Annotated in this window: 15 protein-coding genes and 2 tRNA genes; 5 read left to right on the top strand and 12 right to left on the bottom strand. The window is 43.8% G+C overall.

Annotation, left to right across the window (positions count from 1 at the left end):
- Window positions 1–69: 69 nt before the first annotated feature.
- The 3 genes from ACYX4J_RS07775 to ACYX4J_RS07765 all read right to left on the bottom strand — a co-directional run bounded on the left by ACYX4J_RS07775 (window position 70) and on the right by ACYX4J_RS07765 (window position 4,114).
- Window positions 70–939 carry a glycosyltransferase family 2 protein gene (locus ACYX4J_RS07775; protein ID WP_476178286.1) on the bottom strand — a complete coding sequence of 290 codons (870 nt, stop codon included), beginning with the start codon at window positions 937–939 and terminating at the stop codon, window positions 70–72.
- 1,047 nt (window positions 940–1,986) lie between these two features.
- The gene (locus ACYX4J_RS07770; RefSeq protein ID WP_476178285.1) at window positions 1,987–3,063 is read right to left on the bottom strand and encodes a glycosyltransferase family 4 protein; all 1,077 of its coding nucleotides are present in this window, start codon (window positions 3,061–3,063) and stop codon (window positions 1,987–1,989) included.
- Complete coding sequence (locus tag ACYX4J_RS07765) at window positions 3,056–4,114, bottom strand: glycosyltransferase (protein ID WP_476178652.1); 1,059 nt, start codon at window positions 4,112–4,114, stop codon at window positions 3,056–3,058. The genes ACYX4J_RS07770 and ACYX4J_RS07765 overlap by 8 nt, the downstream gene beginning before the upstream one ends.
- A gap of 320 nt (window positions 4,115–4,434) precedes the next feature.
- Between ACYX4J_RS07765 and ACYX4J_RS07760 the strand changes: the two genes are divergently transcribed.
- The 5 genes from ACYX4J_RS07760 to ACYX4J_RS07740 all read left to right on the top strand — a co-directional run bounded on the left by ACYX4J_RS07760 (window position 4,435) and on the right by ACYX4J_RS07740 (window position 9,474).
- Window positions 4,435–5,205 (top strand): ABC transporter permease, encoded by a 771-nt coding sequence (locus ACYX4J_RS07760; RefSeq protein ID WP_476178284.1) that lies wholly within the window; start codon window positions 4,435–4,437, stop codon window positions 5,203–5,205.
- Entirely contained in the window at window positions 5,202–5,900 is a 699-nt protein-coding gene (locus tag ACYX4J_RS07755) for an ABC transporter ATP-binding protein (RefSeq protein ID WP_476178283.1), read from the top strand. Before ACYX4J_RS07760 ends, ACYX4J_RS07755 begins: the two co-directional genes overlap by 4 nt.
- Complete coding sequence (locus ACYX4J_RS07750) at window positions 5,897–6,883, top strand: hypothetical protein (protein ID WP_476178282.1); 987 nt, start codon at window positions 5,897–5,899, stop codon at window positions 6,881–6,883. Before ACYX4J_RS07755 ends, ACYX4J_RS07750 begins: the two co-directional genes overlap by 4 nt.
- A 79-nt stretch (window positions 6,884–6,962) precedes the next feature.
- Window positions 6,963–8,264, top strand: coding sequence for a glycosyltransferase family 4 protein (locus ACYX4J_RS07745; protein ID WP_476178281.1), 1,302 nt, complete (start codon window positions 6,963–6,965; stop codon window positions 8,262–8,264).
- 7 nt (window positions 8,265–8,271) lie between these two features.
- Window positions 8,272–9,474 carry a capsular polysaccharide export protein, LipB/KpsS family gene (locus ACYX4J_RS07740; RefSeq protein WP_476178280.1) on the top strand — a complete coding sequence of 401 codons (1,203 nt, stop codon included), beginning with the start codon at window positions 8,272–8,274 and terminating at the stop codon, window positions 9,472–9,474.
- 372 nt (window positions 9,475–9,846) lie between these two features.
- On the opposite strand, the gene ACYX4J_RS07735 is transcribed toward ACYX4J_RS07740, so the two are convergent.
- The 9 genes from ACYX4J_RS07735 to ACYX4J_RS07695 all read right to left on the bottom strand — a co-directional run bounded on the left by ACYX4J_RS07735 (window position 9,847) and on the right by ACYX4J_RS07695 (window position 18,553).
- Window positions 9,847–10,515 (bottom strand): hypothetical protein, encoded by a 669-nt coding sequence (locus ACYX4J_RS07735; RefSeq protein ID WP_476178279.1) that lies wholly within the window; start codon window positions 10,513–10,515, stop codon window positions 9,847–9,849.
- Window positions 10,487–11,470: a hypothetical protein gene (locus ACYX4J_RS07730; protein ID WP_476178278.1), complete on the bottom strand. Its 984-nt coding sequence runs from the start codon at window positions 11,468–11,470 to the stop codon at window positions 10,487–10,489. Before ACYX4J_RS07730 ends, ACYX4J_RS07735 begins: the two co-directional genes overlap by 29 nt.
- Complete coding sequence (locus ACYX4J_RS07725; protein ID WP_476178277.1) at window positions 11,454–12,563, bottom strand: hypothetical protein; 1,110 nt, start codon at window positions 12,561–12,563, stop codon at window positions 11,454–11,456. Before ACYX4J_RS07725 ends, ACYX4J_RS07730 begins: the two co-directional genes overlap by 17 nt.
- Complete coding sequence (locus tag ACYX4J_RS07720) at window positions 12,560–13,564, bottom strand: glycosyltransferase (RefSeq protein WP_476178276.1); 1,005 nt, start codon at window positions 13,562–13,564, stop codon at window positions 12,560–12,562. Before ACYX4J_RS07720 ends, ACYX4J_RS07725 begins: the two co-directional genes overlap by 4 nt.
- Before the next feature lie 73 nt (window positions 13,565–13,637).
- Entirely contained in the window at window positions 13,638–14,510 is an 873-nt protein-coding gene (locus ACYX4J_RS07715; RefSeq protein WP_476178275.1) for an NAD(+) kinase, read from the bottom strand.
- A 128-nt stretch (window positions 14,511–14,638) separates the two neighbouring features.
- Window positions 14,639–15,622, bottom strand: a complete 984-nt coding sequence (locus ACYX4J_RS07710; protein ID WP_476178274.1) for a 1-aminocyclopropane-1-carboxylate deaminase/D-cysteine desulfhydrase — start codon at window positions 15,620–15,622, stop codon at window positions 14,639–14,641.
- Between the two features lie 284 nt (window positions 15,623–15,906).
- Window positions 15,907–15,983 (bottom strand) — tRNA-Asp (locus ACYX4J_RS07705).
- A gap of 27 nt (window positions 15,984–16,010) precedes the next feature.
- Window positions 16,011–16,086, bottom strand: a tRNA-Val gene (locus tag ACYX4J_RS07700).
- A gap of 100 nt (window positions 16,087–16,186) precedes the next feature.
- Window positions 16,187–18,553, bottom strand: coding sequence for a DUF6351 family protein (locus ACYX4J_RS07695; protein WP_476178273.1), 2,367 nt, complete (start codon window positions 18,551–18,553; stop codon window positions 16,187–16,189).
- Window positions 18,554–18,580 lie beyond the last annotated feature (27 nt).

Below are 18,580 nucleotides of genomic sequence, written 5' to 3'. Positions count from 1 at the left end.
AGCCTGTTAGAATTATTGGTATACAAGCTCACCTCTTCACAATCAATACCGCCCAAACATTTACAAAGATCAATGTCGCTCAGGTTTCGCCCCTAACATCAAGCGAGCCATCTCCCGTATTTCAACCCCCCACAACCTTATCTGAACGAAAGTTGCCATCAATCTATAACCAATATAAATCTCCCTTTTCCTCCAAAAAAATACAACCACCCTTACCGGCGGAAGAAGGGTATATAGAATCAGCTTAATCCTCCCTACCCCTTGAGAGAGGAAAAACTGCCCTCCCTTTATCCGCCTTGCTTTTGTCGCTACAGATTGCCAGGAACATCTAACTCGATGATGGACAAAAGCGGATTTCAGAAATAAGACTTGGTGCCCTTTCACCCTCAACCTTCTGCAAAACTCAAAATCACCACTCGAAAAGAAATTCTCACTAAAGCCGCCAAACTTCAGAAACAAAAACCGATCAACTACCATATTCGCTGTAGCCGCAACTCCTGCAGATACGTAAACTTCTTGTGGTATCCCTCTCATAAAGTCATAGACTTCATAGATATTGGAAAATCCATATTGCTTTTGACTTCGCACATCACCGGCAAATAACTTTACACTCCCTCCCCAACACCCGATCGCCCTATCAATTCCAGCTATCCACTTTGAATCCGGCAGGCAATCAGCATCCGTAAATATAAGCCAATTTCCTTCAGCTAACTCTGCCCCTTTGTTTCTTGCCGCATAAGACCCAGGCTTTTTGCACTTTCCTGTCTTAATCTGAAAACTCCCCCCCCCTAAAAAGGACGGAGAATTCCCGTCATTTGATATCAGTACAAGCTCAAAAAGGTCTTTTGAAATGACTTGAGACTCCAAGCAACAAACCAACTCCTCAATAAAGTGCCACTGCTGATAGACCGGAACAATCACGGAAAATTTAACCCGCATAGCAGCACCAATTGCAGATATTGTTAGACATTTGAATCATCACGCACTGACTAAACGATTAGCACAACACTTGGAATTAGCAACCTTCAGCAACAGTTGCCAAGCAGGATCGGCAGTCTTTTCAACATATTGATATAAAAGGAACTGGTAAAAACTATGATAGCTTTCAGCGTAAGGCGGGTCTTAAGTGGTTAAATTTATACAGCAGATACTGATAGAAAAATGCTTTCGGTTAAATTTTAACTCAACTTCTACGCGCACTACTCAACCTAATAACAGAAAATTCCAATACAAAACAAGCGCTGAGCAGTAGATAACCAAACTTTAATGGACTGAAAGCATACTTCGAAGAGCTTAGGCCGCCAGTAAAAATCTCAGGGGCAAACACTAAGTCAAGCGCAACTCGAAAAGTTGTAACCTCAAAAGAGAGACTGAAGAGCCTTCTGACAGCTAGGACAGCCGACTCCAACACCTTCAAAGTAGTACTTGCCACCTGACTCAAGAGAACTCTATCCCCCTTGTACCCGCAGCCTGCTGAAGGCTATTCGCCAAATCCATATTTAAATACAACTGATTATTGCTATCAACCAGACCTAAACCGAAAAGGATCAACCAAAATAGCCCCCAACCACTTCACTTGCAGCTCCACATTAGATGTCACCACCGAGGCATTAGTAAAAACTCTTCAACACCGGAGATAACTTGGGAGTATTAAGTATATATTCTACCCCGGTAATGATTGGCATATGGGCAGCCAACTCCGTCAAAAACCAGGACCTTAGCAGATGATAGGGCATGAATTATTATGGATAACTACTGGGATACTTAATATATTCGAAAAAGATGTTTGAAGCCTGCATGAAGAAAGAATACCACTTCTCGGCCATTTACCCATCATAGATGGCTGACCAAATCATTAGTAACTATCTAATACAATAAAGTATGATCAAACAGAATTTGAGATTGCTCATTACGCAAGAAAAGATTTGCAGAAGCAATCTCGAAAAAATACACGGTAGCAAAATCAATCTACCGGTCAAGCAAAGATCACCTTTCCAATATCGAGAGGGTATCTTTAGCAGCCCGCCCCCAAGAAAACTGCCCCGCCCTAACAAGTGCACACTTCTGCAATTCTCTAACAATTGAGATATCTTCAGAAAGACTTTTTAAAGCTTGAGCTATAGCCTCAGGCGCCTCAGGATCAATCAAGAAAGCCCCATCACCACCAACCTCTTTCATCGCTCCACGATTGGAGGTGAGTACAGGCGTTCCCTGACTAAAAGCTTCAACGATGGGGAGACCAAAACCCTCGTACAATGAGGGGATCAATAGGGCCCTGGCATTTCTATAAAGCTCTGCCAACTTATAGTCCTCAACATACCCAAGAACCTCCACATATCCCTCAAGCCCCAGTTCTGAAACTATCTCATCAACCTCAACCCCACCCCAACCTTTACCGCCACAAACTTTAAGAGGAAGAGGATTATCAACCAAGTTGATATATCTTTTAAATGCATAAAGGAGGCGGTTTAAATTTTTACGCGGTTCCAACGTACCCACAAATAAGAAATAGTCCCCTAAAACTACAGGAACACCACCCCCACCTAGGAATGGAGCTTCCTGTATCACGCTAACTTTACCTTCGCAGTGATCAAAAAACTCTACCAACTCCAGCATCGTACTTTCAGAAACAGCAATTACTGAGTCAGCTAACCTCAATGTAGGAGGCATCAGCAAACTTTCAAGCAGCCACCCAAGTCGAGACATGGTCTGAGGAAAGTTCCGCCAAACAAGATCATGAATAGTTACTACTTTCGTAATATTTGTTGGCAAAAAAACTGGTAGGTGATGGCGGGGAGACCAGAAAACTTCAACTCGATCACGTCGAGCCCAGATTGGAAAAACAACTTGCGCAAACGGCGAGCTCATACTTCCCCACGGGACATTGCCACACCGTACGGTAACATTGTCTAAACCAGAGAAATCTTCCAAAAGCGGCATGTGACTATATAAATACCACTCATGATCACTCTTACACATGCGCTCAAGTAGAGCGTATGTATAGCGTCCAATACCAGTAATTGCTGCCGCAAGAGGCCGAGCATCAACAGCAATTTTAGCCACCGGCAGCTCCTTCTCTCTCCTCTAACACTTCCCGATATAAACCTTGATAAGAAGCGACCATTCTCTCCGCAGTAAACAACCGTTCAAACCGGTGCCTCCCAGCTACCCCCATTGCTCTAGCATTATCTGGATCAGCCCACAACTTACTCATCGCTTCTCGTAAGGATCCAACGTCGGAAGGAGGGACAACATACCCCGTCTCCCCATCCACATTCACATAACTTGTTCCTGTCCCTATTTCACATGACACTAGGGGCTTACTGCTCATTAGCCCCTCAATCAACGTTACACCAAAGGCTTCGGAGCGAAGATGTGATGGAAAAACTATCGCCCTTGAAAGACGCATAAGAGCCATCTTCTCTTCATCACTTACAAAGCCTGCAAATACAACATTGTCAGCACCTAAGCTGCTCGCCAACTCCCTTAGACGCTCCATTTCTGGCCCCTGGCCAGCGATCACAATATTGTATGGCTGCCCTGTAGAGGCTCTTATTAGAAAATCTAAACCCTTGTAATAGCGAAGAACACCAACAAACAGCATAAAGTCACGACCAAATCTAGACTCTACGGAGGTCAGGGTGTGACTAGCTGGACATGGGTAGCCATCCTCGGAGATACCAAGCGGAATTACCCTCACCTTGCCTTTATATCTAGCAAGCACATCACTACTGTCTGCATAAGCTTGAGAGGTTGCGACAATACGATCAGCCTTACCGAGAAAGAAATTCATTAACGGCTTGTAAAGCAGACCCAGGAAGCGCTGGCGCACAATATCTGAGTGATAGGTAATCACTAACGGTCGTGACCGACCAGCCACAAGGTAGGCCACATCTCCGAATGGCCAGGGGAAGTGAAAGTGCAGCAAATCAGATGAGCTTTTAAACAACCCCCTTAAAAAACCCGGCCCTACACAGCACGAAGCTATGGAAAACCAGCGTCGCGCGGCCGTGAACTTTACGCTTGAGTACACACCATCACTTCTGGGAGCACTTGAAAGAGTTAGCACGCTCCCATCCGTACCGCGTGCAACCTCATAAATGACCTGCTCCAATCCCCCCTGACTCTCAGGGAAAAAAGTTCGGTAGCATTGCAAAACCTTAACTGAATCTCCCAACGAACTACCTCACCTAAACTTCTGGAGCAAATTCAGCCCATTATGACACATTTAACAGCCTGAACTAAGGCCAACTAGTCAACAATCCGTCACTTCTGTAGGCTATTGTTTTTTAACAAAATATTGTATTATTTACTGTTCGCAGAGTCTACCGGTAGGCCTTGGTTGTGACAATACAAACGCCCTATTGGAGGACCTAAGACTGTCGCCCAAAGTACGTTATGGGCTTTCTAAATTACCATGGGCATATTATTCTGATGTTAAAGAATTACCTCAGCATTATCTGGATTCGCGGAATCGGTGCCTTAAAGGCTGATTCTGAAAATTCGTACCTAGGATCCATCTGGTGGGTGCTAGAGCCCATCCTTTTAACAGCTTTGTTTTATGTGGCGTTCTCTACTGGGATCAGGGGAAGCAGTCAAGGCTCAGGGTTTATTTACTTTTTGATCTGCGCACTCATTCCATTTAAATGGACATCATCCTCAATTACCGGAAGCGGGGACTCGATAAGCAGCAATAAAGGAATACTAAGCCAATTTTACCTTCCCAAGTGGATATTTCCTTCCACCGTAAATTTATCCATGTTTTTGAGGTTTTTGTTTGTATTGCCTTTTCTGTGTGCATTTCTAGCGCTTGGCGGCAAGTATCAACTTAGCTCAGTTTGGTTACTTGTAATTCTTATCGTGTTTTGTCAATTACTCATAAATCTCGGGATCAGCTTTATAACCTCAGCTATTGTCCCCCTAATTCCAGACTTTAAGCACATCGTTAACTTGGGTGTAACGGCGATACTTTTTACTTCGGGTATATTTTTCGATATTAATGAGCGCCCTGAGTCCATCCAAGCAATCCTCCAACTAAACCCTTTCGTCTCAATTTTTGACTCCTATAGAGCCGTTCTATTACGCGGAGAAATGCTTCAGGTTGAAGACCTCGCATACCCCTTTACTTTTGCCATTTCCTGTATGTTGGCTGGTGTATTGGTTTTAAGAAAATTTGATCGTTATTATCCGAGGACCCTCTTATGAGTGACAGGATTCTCCAATTCAATGATGTTGGTGTTAGATTTCATCGGCGACTAAATCCTTTCAGTGAAAAACATCATATTTTGAAGGGTTTAACATTTGAGCTATATCGCGGAGAGACCTTAGGGGTAATTGGTCACAATGGCGCAGGCAAGTCCACACTGCTTAAATTGCTAGGGGAGATCATCGCTCCAGATAGCGGCACCATTATTCGCCCCAAGGGATTACGATCGCAACTACTGTCTCTAAGCCTAGGCTTTAACAAAAATCTGAGCGGTTATGACAACACTGTTATGGCATTGGTTACACAGGGAGTCAGAATCCACAAAGCTAAATCTCTAGCCTCAGAGGTTGCCAGTTTTGGCGGGGTTGAGCATTTAATGGATCAACCCGTCGGCACATATTCTGCTGGGGAGAGAGCGAGATTAGGTTTTTCCATCGCAATTCGCACTAGCCCAGAAATACTATTATTGGATGAAATCCTTGGAGTTGGCGATAAGCAATTTAAAGAGCGTTCATCGAACGAACTAAAAAAACGAGTAAATTCTGACCAAACAGCTGTGTTAGTGTCACACTCAGTTGAAACGCTAAGGGAACTATGCGATAGGGTTCTATGGATGGAAAAGGGGCGTGTAAACATGCTAGGTCCCGCAGGTTTAGTGCTAGATAGTTACTCAAAATCAACAAAGTCCGCATGAAGATACATCTCCATATTGGCTCAGATAAAACTGGTACCACTGCTATTCAGGCTGTACTTACCAGTAACCGAAAAATTTTAATGGATAATGGTGTTTTATATCCCGAGCTTGAGAAATCACCGCACCAAGAAATCTTAGCTAGAGAACTTGTCAGTGGAGAGAAAGGACCTGCCTGGGAGGCCCTGGAAAAGCACATAGCTTCAAAACCCAAGCACCTGATTATAAGCTCTGAAATGTTTTGCAGCCTAAGCCGGCAAAACATACAGCGCTTTAAGTCATGGGTAGGGGATGCCGATATCAATGTCATTGCATACTTAAGAAGTGCGGATGAATACCTTGAATCAGGTGTTTTGCAACGACTCAAGGCATCTAAGTCTAGGCGTAATTTTTTTAAGCTTTATCGAAAAGTTAAGTGGGTTCCAGCTCCGATAAATCCCCTTGTCTATATCGCTGCCCTCAAACCTTTGTTTGTCTACAAATGGGCAAATATATTTGGCAAGGACTCACTAAAGGTAAGACCCTACTGTAAATCTCAGTGGGAGGATAGCGACCTTTTATCGGACTTTATGAGAACCTTAGAGTTAGAACATTTAACTGACAAGTTGGTACAACCACACAGAAAAGAAAATATTACCCCAAATATTTACACTGTTTTCGCAATGTCTTCTTTCGCACAATCGAGCTACCCCCCCCTCCGGCACAAGTTTAGCGAGATAATGACGACCAATTTTGAGGGCGCAACAGCAAAAACTCCCATTAGCAGCTATTATCAAAGACGCTTGGCAAAAATGCTCGGATCAAAAATTTTCAATAGAATTTACCGGCAATTTAGATGCCCTCCCCCCCAGAGTGAGCCAACAAAGGAAAGCCTGGCTCCAAGTGAGCTATCACTCATAGAAACTGCACAAATGTTACTTGTGGAGTTTTCAATATTCCAGAGAAAACAGATCAACTCCATTGAAAACAAACTTCGCAAGAAGTAAATAGCTGGCAGTCGGAAATAGGCAGTATATATTGATGTCCATACACATAACTCCGAGCCAATCGGCAATAGCAAGCAAGATGGAAACGAGTAAAGCGAAAAAACGTGTTCTGTTCCTAACTATGCAGTTTGGAGATGGGTACAATCAGGGGACAGAAAAGTATATTCAGAATGTCACTGCTAAACTAATGCAGCTTGGACACGATGTTATCATTGCATCAGGTGACCCAGAAAACATTAAGCTCAACAACGCCAATAAAGTAAGTGGTAACACTGTAGATGTTTTGAATATCCCAACCAAAGGATGGGGTACGCTGAAAGGTCAGGGAGAAAGCTACTATAAAAAGCTGTTTCAAACTGTAAACCCTGATATTGTACACATGGTCAACCCTGCACACATTGGTATTAATGCGCTAAATGCTGCCAACTTACTAAAGATACCTTACTTTGTAACCGTAACAGACTTCTGGTGGCTTTGCCCCAAACATACACTTACACTCAAAGATGGTAGTTTCTGCGAAGGGTTTCAATCCTCTAAAGACTGTCAACGATGCATTTTGGCAACCCACCCAAATATAACAATTCAGAATTTAGCCACACGGAAGCATCTTCGGCCGTTCATTCAAGGCGCAATGAACTTAAAAAGCTTGCTTCAGCTTAACGAGCTTCCAATATGGCCATCAAGAAAAGCTATACTGGAAAATACGCTCAAAAAAGCACAAAAAGTCATCTGCCTATCAAAAACTAGTAGAGATAAAATAAGAAATTATTTTAATATTGAGAATACAATATACCTTCCAACAGGATTATCTGAAGAGTGGTTTTCAGCTATACCGGTTACCGAAACCTTAAGAGGCTCTTCATTTACAATCGGATACTTAGGGGCCATAGCCCCCCATAAAGGTCCTCACACCCTTATTAATGCCCTAACGAAGTTAAACTTAAGTAACGTGACACTTAAGATGGCAGGGCCCATTAATGATCAACGCTATGCTGCGCGCCTATTTGAAAGCGCTCTTGACATAAAATACCTGGGCAGAATTACAGAAACCGAGGCTGTTAAATTTATCGACTCAATCGACCTCCTGGTCATCCCAAGTAATAGTCCAGAAAATCAGCCTCAGGTTCTACTTGAAGCTGCCGCAAGGCAAACACCCATAATTTCTAGCGATAGCCCTGGATGTGCCGAGCTTTTAGATCAAGGGGCAACTTATCCAGCCAACGATTCCACAAAGCTCGGGGAGCTAATCATAAAGTTCACTCAGGCGCCCCTCGCCTTCCCAGTTCCACAAAAGCCCTTTTCTGCATCTGCTATTGCAAAGGAAACCAGCATGCTATACGAAGCTACAGATTCCCCCATAGATCGCAAGGCGACGATTTAACGAAAAAATGAGAAAAATTTTATTTTATGAGGCCATGCCAGATATTGTTAGAGCAGAACATATTTGCGCACTTGCACAAACTGAAATACTAAAGGGAAACAATGTACTTCTCGTTCTTGAAGAAGAGGTACAACTACTCCATAGGAATTCATTCGAGCAACCCCACTCAGTTTATTGCAAGAATATTATCAAAGCCAAGATTGCAGAGCAAAATATTCCCTTCTTCGCTCTCCCCAGGAATAGAAAACTAAAAAGAGCTTTTGAGAAAAACCCACTAGCAACTTTAGATGCAATAAGAAAGTATCGTTGCAACCACTACAAAAATATTCTAGAAGAATTTCAACCAGATCAGGTAATAATTTGGAATGGACTGGCACATTACCAACAGGACTTCATTAGCCTAACCAAAAAAATAAATCCCAAGCAGACCTTCTCATTTCTAGAGGCAGGTTGGTTTCCTCAGTCTGGCACATATTATTCAGACTGTCGTGGAGTAAATGCCGCAAGCTCCATTGCAAAAACATGCCCCGCTAAATTATCACCTTTAGAAAGTAAGCGTATCGAGAAGTGGAAGTGGTCATATCGAAGAAAAAACGGTGATTACAAAATTCAAGACCGCGAATATATTTTTGTTCCACTTCAACTAGAAACTGACACAAACATATCTAAATTTTCTCCCTTCAAATCTATGGAGGACCTCCTTTTATGGACCATTAAAAAAACACCCAAAAGCCATAAAATTATAGCTAGGCCTCACCCACTCTCCCCCAAAAATAAAACTAGCAAATACTCCGAGATTTCAGACCGATTAATTATTGACAACACCACAAACTTGCACCAACTAATAGCTGAAAGCTCTGCTGTAGTAGGTATTAATAGCACCGTGCTCCTCCAAGCTTTAATTTATGACAAGATGGTATTTGCATTAGGTCAAGGCATATTTCAATCCTCACCTGCCATAACAACGCAAAGCATTGATAAATCTATCCACCTAGAAAGCCAGATAGAAAATATATCTGACAAGAACGCACTATTACATCACTTACTTAGCAAGCAGCAAAAAATACCAGCGATATCTAACTTACCTACAATTAACCGCCGAACAGATCTTAACCAAAAGACTCTGACAGGTTACAAGAAAATAGATATATATACTTCAAAGATATACTTAAAAATTAAGCAGTACCTACTCCAAAAAATAGGCAGCTAACCAAGATCAGCGGCTGGCTGAGTCACTCCTATTAAAGCTCAGCCTGCTGGCAAATAGCACACTTAGAACGAATAAACACCTGAAACCAACCACCCCAGCCAAACCATACAAAAATATCAAATTCTTTAATTCACAGCTACAAGTCCTACATGCCTTGATATTGCAAAGTGCGCTAAAGTATCTAGAAAATCAAAGATATTAAAAAATTCAATCTGAATGAATTGCTTTAAAATTTATTAGTTAATCTACAGCAATAGCTTCAATAAATGAGCCCATCTTATATTGAAAATAATTTTTACTAGCTCGTTCACGCCTTCAAATCACATAGAAGTAAGCTCGGGAAACTACCCGAGCTTACTATATGAAAATTTACTAGCCGATCTTATTCACATCCACAAAAGGCAAATATGGTCTAACAAGTGATCTTGGGCTGCAAATAGAGAGTTCCACTCCAGCAGCCTTTAGCACACGGTAAGCATTAGAGAAGTTCCATATTTGCACACTCGTAAAGGGATCACTTGGCTCGACCACCTTCTCCTTATAGAAACGAGGCTGATCCGGCTTATATATTAGATCAACACCTACAAGGTGTATTTTTTTCAACCCCAAATAATAGGCTAGCTGCAAGGCAAGCATTGTTGTAGTGCAACCAAAATAAAATCCCGACTCTAGATCTGTCGAAAAACCGTCACGCCCAATCGATTTTACAAAGTGAGTATTACCTCCAACCTCAGTTAGATCAGCTGACAGTTCTTCTCGCAAAACACAAGGTATATCACGATCAAACATAACGTCAGCGATGGGCCTTTTCTCTGGGTTTTGCAAGAAACGCCTATCGGTTAACACATAATAGTCAAGGGTCAGGCCGCACTTTTCTTCAAGTAAGGGAGATGCATTTAACCCAATATGGACAACAGAATCATTTTTTTTCTTATAGCCTAATGCAGAAGGACCATTTGCCAAAATGACTCCCACGCCTCCTTCATGTAGCCCTTTAAAGGAACGGATACTATTAGAAGAGCTCTTCATACTTCTGCGCATAAATGCCTACCAATCTCTCAGGCTTTAAATAATTATTAAAAAACTCTAATGACTTTTTTTGATATTTTATAATTAGATCTGGAGAGGATACCAGTTCTTCCATCCGTTCAACACAATCATCCTCAGTAACTGCAAAAAAAGGTAGCTCTTCCACAGCTCCCAAGCAGCTCATAAATGAAAGGTTCGAAAAGTAATCGGACCCATTTACGCACACCGTTCCAGCACCCATAGCTTCCAGGCTAACTTGGTGAAAACCACCCGTGATTATTTCATCAACGGAAATTTGGCATGTTTTTCTTAGGGAGAACAATTCATATGGCGTTAGAAAAGACTTTGGCCTAACGTACTCAATTTTGCCTAGGGCAGATAGTGCAGTTAAAGTTTCTTCAAGGACCTTTGACCCCTTCCCGCCCCAGCGAGCTTTGCGTGAATGAGTCGGGGAAAAAAGTACTCGAGGCCTCTCTCCCTCACCCATCGGAGCTGGCTCCGAGTTGGCTGGAAAGCTAATAATATTTGGGACCGGCTCATAATTTTGGTAGAGGCGAGGGTAGGCCTGCGCAATCGTAAAAAATCGCTTAAATGGGAGCCCCATCATCTCAGTAGCATCAAAATACAAAGGCCCCTCTCTCAATCCAGAGTGGGTTTGGAAAACATATGCGGCTGAAGGGTTCAACTCATATATTTCATCACAAACTACCCGGTAAACTGCATTATGTATATGAATTACATCAGCATTTTTGATTAACTCTACTGCAAGCCCGTTACCCTTGCCTGGCCTTCTATCCCAATAAATTCCCGAAGAAGTAAAGCTTCCCTTTAAAGGCTTAGGATAATCAGACAGATAGATAAACTCGCCTCTATGAGGGGTGTATCGATTTATGCAGTCGGCAATCTTTCCTGGAGAACCTACTAATGGAGTTAAAGAAATATGGACTATATTAATAGACGATTTCATACTTCACCCCCTCCTTCAAAGACTTCAACAACAAGCCTACCGGATCATCCCTTTCTTCAGACTCCCAAACTAAATCTCTATACCTCAGATTAAGCTCCTCTCTAAGAAGTATATACTTAATTTTCTCCTTATTATGCTCAATCATTTCTATGAAAGTTGCCCCCTCAACAGGATTAAACGGCTCCTTTAAACATAAAACACCATCTATTCCCTTGGCATTAAGAATCTCAATATCAGGTATATACTCCAAACCACGGTAAGCTGGCACAAGCATATTTTTTTGTTTCTCACTGAAATCAAGAATAACGCTTGTCAGTACATGCTCCAAAGAATCTAGCGGGCTATGGATATATATATATGAACTCTTCCGGTCATGAGGAGTAATGATACCGTCACAATCAATTACAACAGATGCCACATCAAGGTAATCCTGTAAAACAGTGTGGTCCTGTTCGCCAGTCAAGATCAAGATTATATTCGCGTTCTGATTAACCTGCCAATACATCCAGGGGATATACCCCTTAGGATTTATGATTACTAAATTTTGATACGAACAATACAGACTATCTTGTAGCTTTAAAGGTTTCAGCCTCGTCATCAAAACCAGCTTATCACACACAAGCGCCTCATTATTCAGCAGGCTGACACCAAGATTTTCTTTCCTGAAACCAATGAAGTTAGACGTATTCTCAGACACTTCTTTCAAAAAATCACTACCAACATCATCCTCCGATGCCGACAAGAAAAACAGCGATGAAAATCGCTCATTTGTTGGTGAAAATTTAGTTCGGTTTATCCCAAACTTTTGTTTATCTTTGTAAATCAAGCTATAGCGCGAATAACCGCTAGAAGACTTCCTCTGAGTTTTTCGTATCCGAATAAATTTAGCGTCATCAAGAACGGCCCGATCGCCAGCCTCAACTACCCCAGAAATATCTTTCGCCCCCATAAACTTCAATGGCACAGACGTTGCATTTGCAATATCGTGCACTAAAACCCCTGGCGAAAAAAATACTTTTTTGAATATACGTGCAGAAAATTGCAATGGTTCGGTTTTCAGCCTAAACCATACCAACTTTAAAATTCCGATCATACACCTAACCACTTATTAAATTCTTTTCGAACATTTTCAACTCCAACCCAAAACGCCTCATTAACTTTAGCGACCTTTTCTGAAAACTGTGCAGAATCCGAAGAAGCTTGCAATGCATTCAAGATTACCTCTATTGTCTTTTCTTCGTCGGCAAAACCCTTAAAAACCACCTCATTATCTGCCCACTCACTAAACCCAGTATTAGGCCAAGCAATCGCCTTAGCACCATGTAAAATTGCCTCATAGCCAACCATAGAAAACGATTCAAACCTACTAGGAATCAGTACACATTTAGCCCTCTTTAGAAGATTCATTTTTTCTGAAGGGCCTACAAAACCGTGGTTATCGATATAATGATCATATACACCTAGATCTATAGGTCTATCATCTCCCGCCACCGCAACCTTCAAACTCCCATCGAAATAATTTACGACCTTTAAGAAAACATCAATTCCCTTCAAATACTGATATCGCCCCAAGAAAAGAAGATCAATATCTCTATCTGTCTCGCCATATATATAGTTATCCCTCTGGTTACAGATAGGGTTAGGGTATACACAAACCTCTCGCCCCTTTAGCTCGCTGGACAATTCGTTGCTCATCAACTGTGAAGGAGACGAGAGGAAGTCCGCTTTGCGCATTTGCCTAATCTCGCGGAACTTTAATAATTTACTAGGGCGCGCTCGATCATATTTCTGCGCCAAAAACAAAGGGCAATGCAGCCTAAGATGAGTGAAGTACCCACGTGGAATCAACTCCCCAAATGCCCTTGCATCTGGAACTTCAATTATTGTATTTTTCTTACTAAATTCACTTAAACTATGGCGTACGATCCTCTTTAGGTCCCCTCTTTTTTGGCCGTGATGGAAGCTAACCAAGACTACATTTACATCTTCCCTTGAGATGATTGCCTGCCTTAACTCTCTAGAATATATATCTATACCGGAATTAGACCCTTCCTCACCACTATAAAAAGGATTTAATATTACGTAATTTATCATGCCCACAATATCGTAAAAATCTTAAAATCCGAAAAACCTATTAGTATAAATAGCTGTATTTACATTAATAAAGTTATGGTAATTGCCAATTAAGCTTCATTCGGCAAGTCTCATAAAAGTTATGCTCGAGAGGATGGACCAAAGTTAGCCTATGAGGCTTTTTGTGGATGCGGATAATATCTCCAGGTTTAGTTACAACTTGCTCATGACCATCACATGTTACATATGGGTTTGTAGTATTGTGCTCCCCAACTGTTATCTTGAATTCACTACTACCCTCCACAACAATTGGGCGGCTACTTAATGTGTGAGGATTCAATGGAACCAATACAATCGCATCAAGCTTTGGATGCATGATCGGCCCCCCTCCAGATAAAGCATATGCGGTAGAGCCTGTAGGGGTTGAGATAATAAGTCCATCAGAGCGCAACGTATATACAAATTGCCCATCTATATGGAGATCAAATTCGATCATTCGAATAAATTCTCCAGGATGCAAAACTACGTCATTCAGTGCTGTTCCCTTACCTATACTCTTACCATCTCTCGATACTGACATATCTAGCAAAAAGCGGCTTTCAGCTATATATTTTCCAGCCAGTACCTCAGCCACCTTAGATTCAATTTCATCTGGAGTAATATCCGTAAGGAAGCCCAACCTACCTCGATTAATACCAAGAAGGGGCACGCTAAACTTTGCCAAAGCCCTGGCTGCAGATAGCAGGCTGCCATCCCCACCGACAACAATAACGAGATCGCAAACCTCGCCAAGCTTATCCCGAGGGGAAGTAGCTGCAGCATATCCTGTTAGAGATTTCGCGGTTTCGGCTTCCAACACAATCGTATAGCCCCGAGCTTGTAAAAAGCTCATTAGCCTCTTCAGAGAGATAACGGCGCTATCACTTTCTGTTCTGCCAATTAAGCCTATATTTTCAAACTCTGACACATCTCCCCCAGGCATAAATTGAGGCTCATTCCCAGACTAAACCAGCCATCCACCCGGGTAACCCCAGGCAATATAAAACCTCCATTATGCCGGACCATGCATCTATAGTCGAATTGAGAGATCACTGTTCAATTTGCGCCTCGCCTGCCTTGAAGCCCACCAGAATGAACAATAAGGATTCGTGCCCCTCTATTGATACGCCCCTGCAACGCGCTATCTTTCAGCCCATACAAGAGCTTGGTGAGGTATATAGGGTCTAAAGGCGCCTTAAGATGACGCTCCGCCTCCCTTTGGAACAAAGCCAATTCCTCAGATATCTTTCCATACCCTCCAAAATGGTACCCACCAAGCAACACGCCGTTTGCATTACGCCCCGCGCGCAACTCTCTTCTTATTACACCATGATCGACAACAGCCGGATGCCGCCCATGATCCACTCCCCAGCCAAGCACATCCTGAAAGATTGCTTCACCGGCATTCACAACCTCAACGCCAACTACAGAAGCACTTTTAACACTTGAATACAGTCCAGCGAAGGTAGATCCTGTTCCGCATGCCACCCAAACCTGATCAAAGTCTACCGGCATGGTTTTCTCAATGACCTCCCCAAGGAGCTGGATACCTCTGATCCCCAGCAGATTCGCCCCTCCCTCAGGGATGAAGTAGCAACCCTCCCCCCCTAAAGAGGTCTCAGCTAGGAAATCTTCCTCCCTCCTTTCTCTATATTTGGCACGACTAACAAACGCCAGCCTCATTCCTAGCCGCTCAGCATCGAGCAAAGTTGCACTTAAATGGCGCGGTTTATGCCCCCGAATTACCCCTATAGTTTGAAACCCAAAGCGGGCACCAGCTGCCGCCACAGAGTGGATATGATTTGACCAAGCACCGCCACATGTAACCAACGTCTTAGCTTTCCGGCTCTTTGCTTCCAGCAGGTTGTAAATGAGCTTATAGGCTTTATTTCCAGATATTAGTGGGTCCAGCAGGTCATCTCTCCTCAACCAAACCTCAATATCAGAAAAAAAACCCTTACCACCTCTTTGATAAGGGACTTCACATGAGGCCTCAACAAAAGACTCTAAACTCAAATCATCCAACATTCGGGGACACATAAACTATCACCTATTGACTTGGGTAGCGCCCATCTTCAGGAGCCCCAACAGTAGAAACGTCAAAAATGAAAACTTCGTGCGGAAAACGCCCAAAAGCTGCCCAAGAAGCACGCTTAACAACTTGCAAGAGCCCCGGAAAAACAGACAGGCTAAGATTGGAAGCCCCCCAAATAGCCGGACACCCACAAGTTAGGTATTGATTTTAAAGGCTTAAGAGAGACCGAACCGGAATAACGAAATAACAGATACAAAAAAGCCCTCACATGTGAGGGCTTTTTTGTATCTGGCGGACCGGACGGGACTCGAACCCGCGACCTCCGGCGTGACAGGCCGGCATTCTAACCAACTGAACTACCGGTCCTCGGTAGTAAACTTTCTCTATGGAAGTTGGTGGGTGGTACAGGGGTCGAACCTGTGACCTACGGCTTGTAAGGCCGTCGCTCTCCCAACTGAGCTAACCACCCGGTGCTCTTTGCTATCGGGGCCGTGCCCCCTTGAGCGAGGCGCATATTACCCGACTCTAGATTCCTGTCAACAATTTTCACGCCAAATAATCACGTCCGATTAATTTCCATCCGATTCGTCTGGTAAAGAGACAGGAACCCCCCTCATTTCAGCCTCTTCAGTACTTGCTCCCTGCAAGACCTTACCTTGCCGATAGTCTGGGTCTAGCAGATGCCCAGCTATCTTCACAGGTATCCCCCTCGGTATCAGCTGCTCTTTTGGGCGGGCCAAGTCTTGCTCGTTGTAATTACAAACACCGGTAGGAAATATTCTCTTTAGATCTGCCACACGACTGGAAATTTCCTCGGTGAATGGACCGTAGATCCCCTTCGCCAGCGCCCGCTCAACCGGCTGCAGTGCGCACTTAAAGACATCATCAGTCACCGGCGCTCCCGCCACTTGCCTTGACGTACTATGGATCGTGTATACCCTCATACACTTCCCGGGAGCTTGGCTATTCCAGGGGCCATCCCAAACCTTATCTCCAGACGCAAGTAAATTTCCCTCCTTGTCGAAGCATCGGTCATTGGCATCATCCGGGCGGTTTTCCACGACACCTTTACCTGGGTTTTCTATGATGCTCTGCATCCAACGGTCGACTAAATCCAGCGCCTCATGCAATGGGTTGTAGCCTTTGTCACTCATCCAAATCAGTTGATTCTCCGCATGTCCACGGGCACGCCGAATACGCTCGCGTGCGGAAAAAGAGGCTGAGCTGTGGTGCATATCAGGCTCTTTATCGAGGTAGTGCCGCAAATCAATAATGGGGATCTCTACATCCCCCAGGAAAACGTGCCCGGAACGATATATTCCATTAATAGCCTCCAGACTTGCGCGACTGCGCTTCGCCGGCTTTTGGAGGGTTCCCATATTGAGATTTTGCTCACTCCAAAGGGACAAGCGAACCGGAAACATATTCCCATTCATAAACCACAACTGCTCTTGGCTCTGATCTTCTGGTGCTTTCCAGCCACCTACAGCAGCATTGACACGTAAAAATGTATCTATATTAATTTCGCCGTTCACTAGGGCTTTCAGGCCGTACTGCACCCCCTCATTATCCCAAGAACTATTTGCATACCCTGATGCATTTGCACCATAAAACTGGCGAAGGTCTTCCCAGTGTGTCCAATGCACTTTGGGGATAACCTCAGCAGAAAAACTCTTAGCAAAATGAACAAAATTAGGGTTATTAACCAACGGCACTAAGCCTCGCCATCCTTCGACACATTCAGTGGTTCCTTGCATCCTGTCTCGGTAGCGGCTATCAAAAATCCCGGCGAAAAAGCTCAGCACTCCAAATTTACTTGAACCATTCTCACTGGCAGCTAACCCCTGGATAACCGTACGCTCCTCTGCTTTTTTCCAGCGCTGATTCTGCCTATCCACAATGTCAAAGAAGTACTCCAGTGGCTCACAATCGAAGGCATAGATCGTTTGGGACACCATATCTGGGTAGGAATACAAGGGTATAGCGGCATCTAAGAGGCCCGGTGCATTCTGCGCAAATAGATACTGTTGTATCGCTCCACCTGACCCCCCAATGCCAACGGTGTACATTGGCTCCCCGTATAACGATACAAATTGCTTTTTCACCCTACGAGCAGTGTCTTCTGCCAGCCACATATTGTAGTGGTTTCTAGTCTGATTGGCGGTCGAATAGACAATCGCATAACCGCGCGCAAGTTCATCCATTCGCCGCGTGGTGATATCTCCTTTGTTGATTTTTCCCTGGCGCCCGCCAATGCCTACGCCACCACGGAACTGATAGATCAGCCGCTTATTCCAGTTACTACCACTTGGTCTACCTGCTGACTCACCCTCGCCCCTTAATACTGCTATTGCATAAAAGTGGCGGTTGATCGTGCCTGTCTCTACACGAACAATAAAATCTACCTGCTTCCCGTTTACCGTCACCTTATCGATATCATTTCTGGCCTCATGCAGATAGTGAAACTGGCCATCAGTGGTACTACGGTAAAAATAGGTAACCTCTGTAGCGTGACTGCAATCCCGGCTATACCCAATAACCTCTTTTGTCTTTCTGCCCTTATCATTTAGAGCAAAGATGGGCACCCCTTCCCCATCCTGATTGTCGACCAGGGGCTGCTTATTTGTAATATTGTTTTTCCCACAATAAAGAGGGTACCTGACTGGGCCACTAAATAGCGTCTCTACAGGCCCCACCTCTCCCAAGCCAATAGGAAATGGGAAATATTCAGGCGGGCGGGACATCATTCGGGGGTGAGGGCCGGAATAAGCTGGCGCAGGTTGATAGTCCAGCACCCCTTCAGGAACCTTCAACACCGGAGCATCTACGCTCCCGTGGACTTTTGGCAGCTGGTTATACCCATACCAAGCTGCTGCCCCCAGGCCCACTAGCACCAAGAGCAAAATAGAGAGTATCCAGCCTCTCCTAACGGACATAAGCGCCTCCACAGGAAACATCACTTT

Source organism: Microbulbifer sp. ABM4_008, from assembly GCF_056311705.1.
This window is presented reverse-complemented; position numbering and strand designations above follow the sequence as displayed.

Excerpts from the sequence above, each read along its gene's own strand:
- ACYX4J_RS07775 (WP_476178286.1), bottom strand. The coding sequence starts at position 939 with ATGCGGGTTAAATTTTCCGTGATTGTTCCGGTCTATCAGCAGTGGCAC.
- ACYX4J_RS07760 (WP_476178284.1), top strand. The coding sequence starts at position 4,435 with ATGTTAAAGAATTACCTCAGCATTATCTGGATTCGCGGAATCGGTGCC.
- ACYX4J_RS07755 (WP_476178283.1), top strand. The coding sequence starts at position 5,202 with ATGAGTGACAGGATTCTCCAATTCAATGATGTTGGTGTTAGATTTCAT.
- ACYX4J_RS07750 (WP_476178282.1), top strand. The coding sequence starts at position 5,897 with ATGAAGATACATCTCCATATTGGCTCAGATAAAACTGGTACCACTGCT.
- ACYX4J_RS07745 (WP_476178281.1), top strand. The coding sequence starts at position 6,963 with ATGGAAACGAGTAAAGCGAAAAAACGTGTTCTGTTCCTAACTATGCAG.
- ACYX4J_RS07740 (WP_476178280.1), top strand. The coding sequence starts at position 8,272 with ATGAGAAAAATTTTATTTTATGAGGCCATGCCAGATATTGTTAGAGCA.
- ACYX4J_RS07735 (WP_476178279.1), bottom strand. The coding sequence starts at position 10,515 with ATGCGCAGAAGTATGAAGAGCTCTTCTAATAGTATCCGTTCCTTTAAA.
- ACYX4J_RS07730 (WP_476178278.1), bottom strand. The coding sequence starts at position 11,470 with ATGAAATCGTCTATTAATATAGTCCATATTTCTTTAACTCCATTAGTA.
- ACYX4J_RS07725 (WP_476178277.1), bottom strand. The coding sequence starts at position 12,563 with ATGATCGGAATTTTAAAGTTGGTATGGTTTAGGCTGAAAACCGAACCA.
- ACYX4J_RS07720 (WP_476178276.1), bottom strand. The coding sequence starts at position 13,564 with ATGATAAATTACGTAATATTAAATCCTTTTTATAGTGGTGAGGAAGGG.
- ACYX4J_RS07710 (WP_476178274.1), bottom strand. The coding sequence starts at position 15,622 with ATGTGTCCCCGAATGTTGGATGATTTGAGTTTAGAGTCTTTTGTTGAG.
- ACYX4J_RS07695 (WP_476178273.1), bottom strand. The coding sequence starts at position 18,553 with ATGTCCGTTAGGAGAGGCTGGATACTCTCTATTTTGCTCTTGGTGCTA.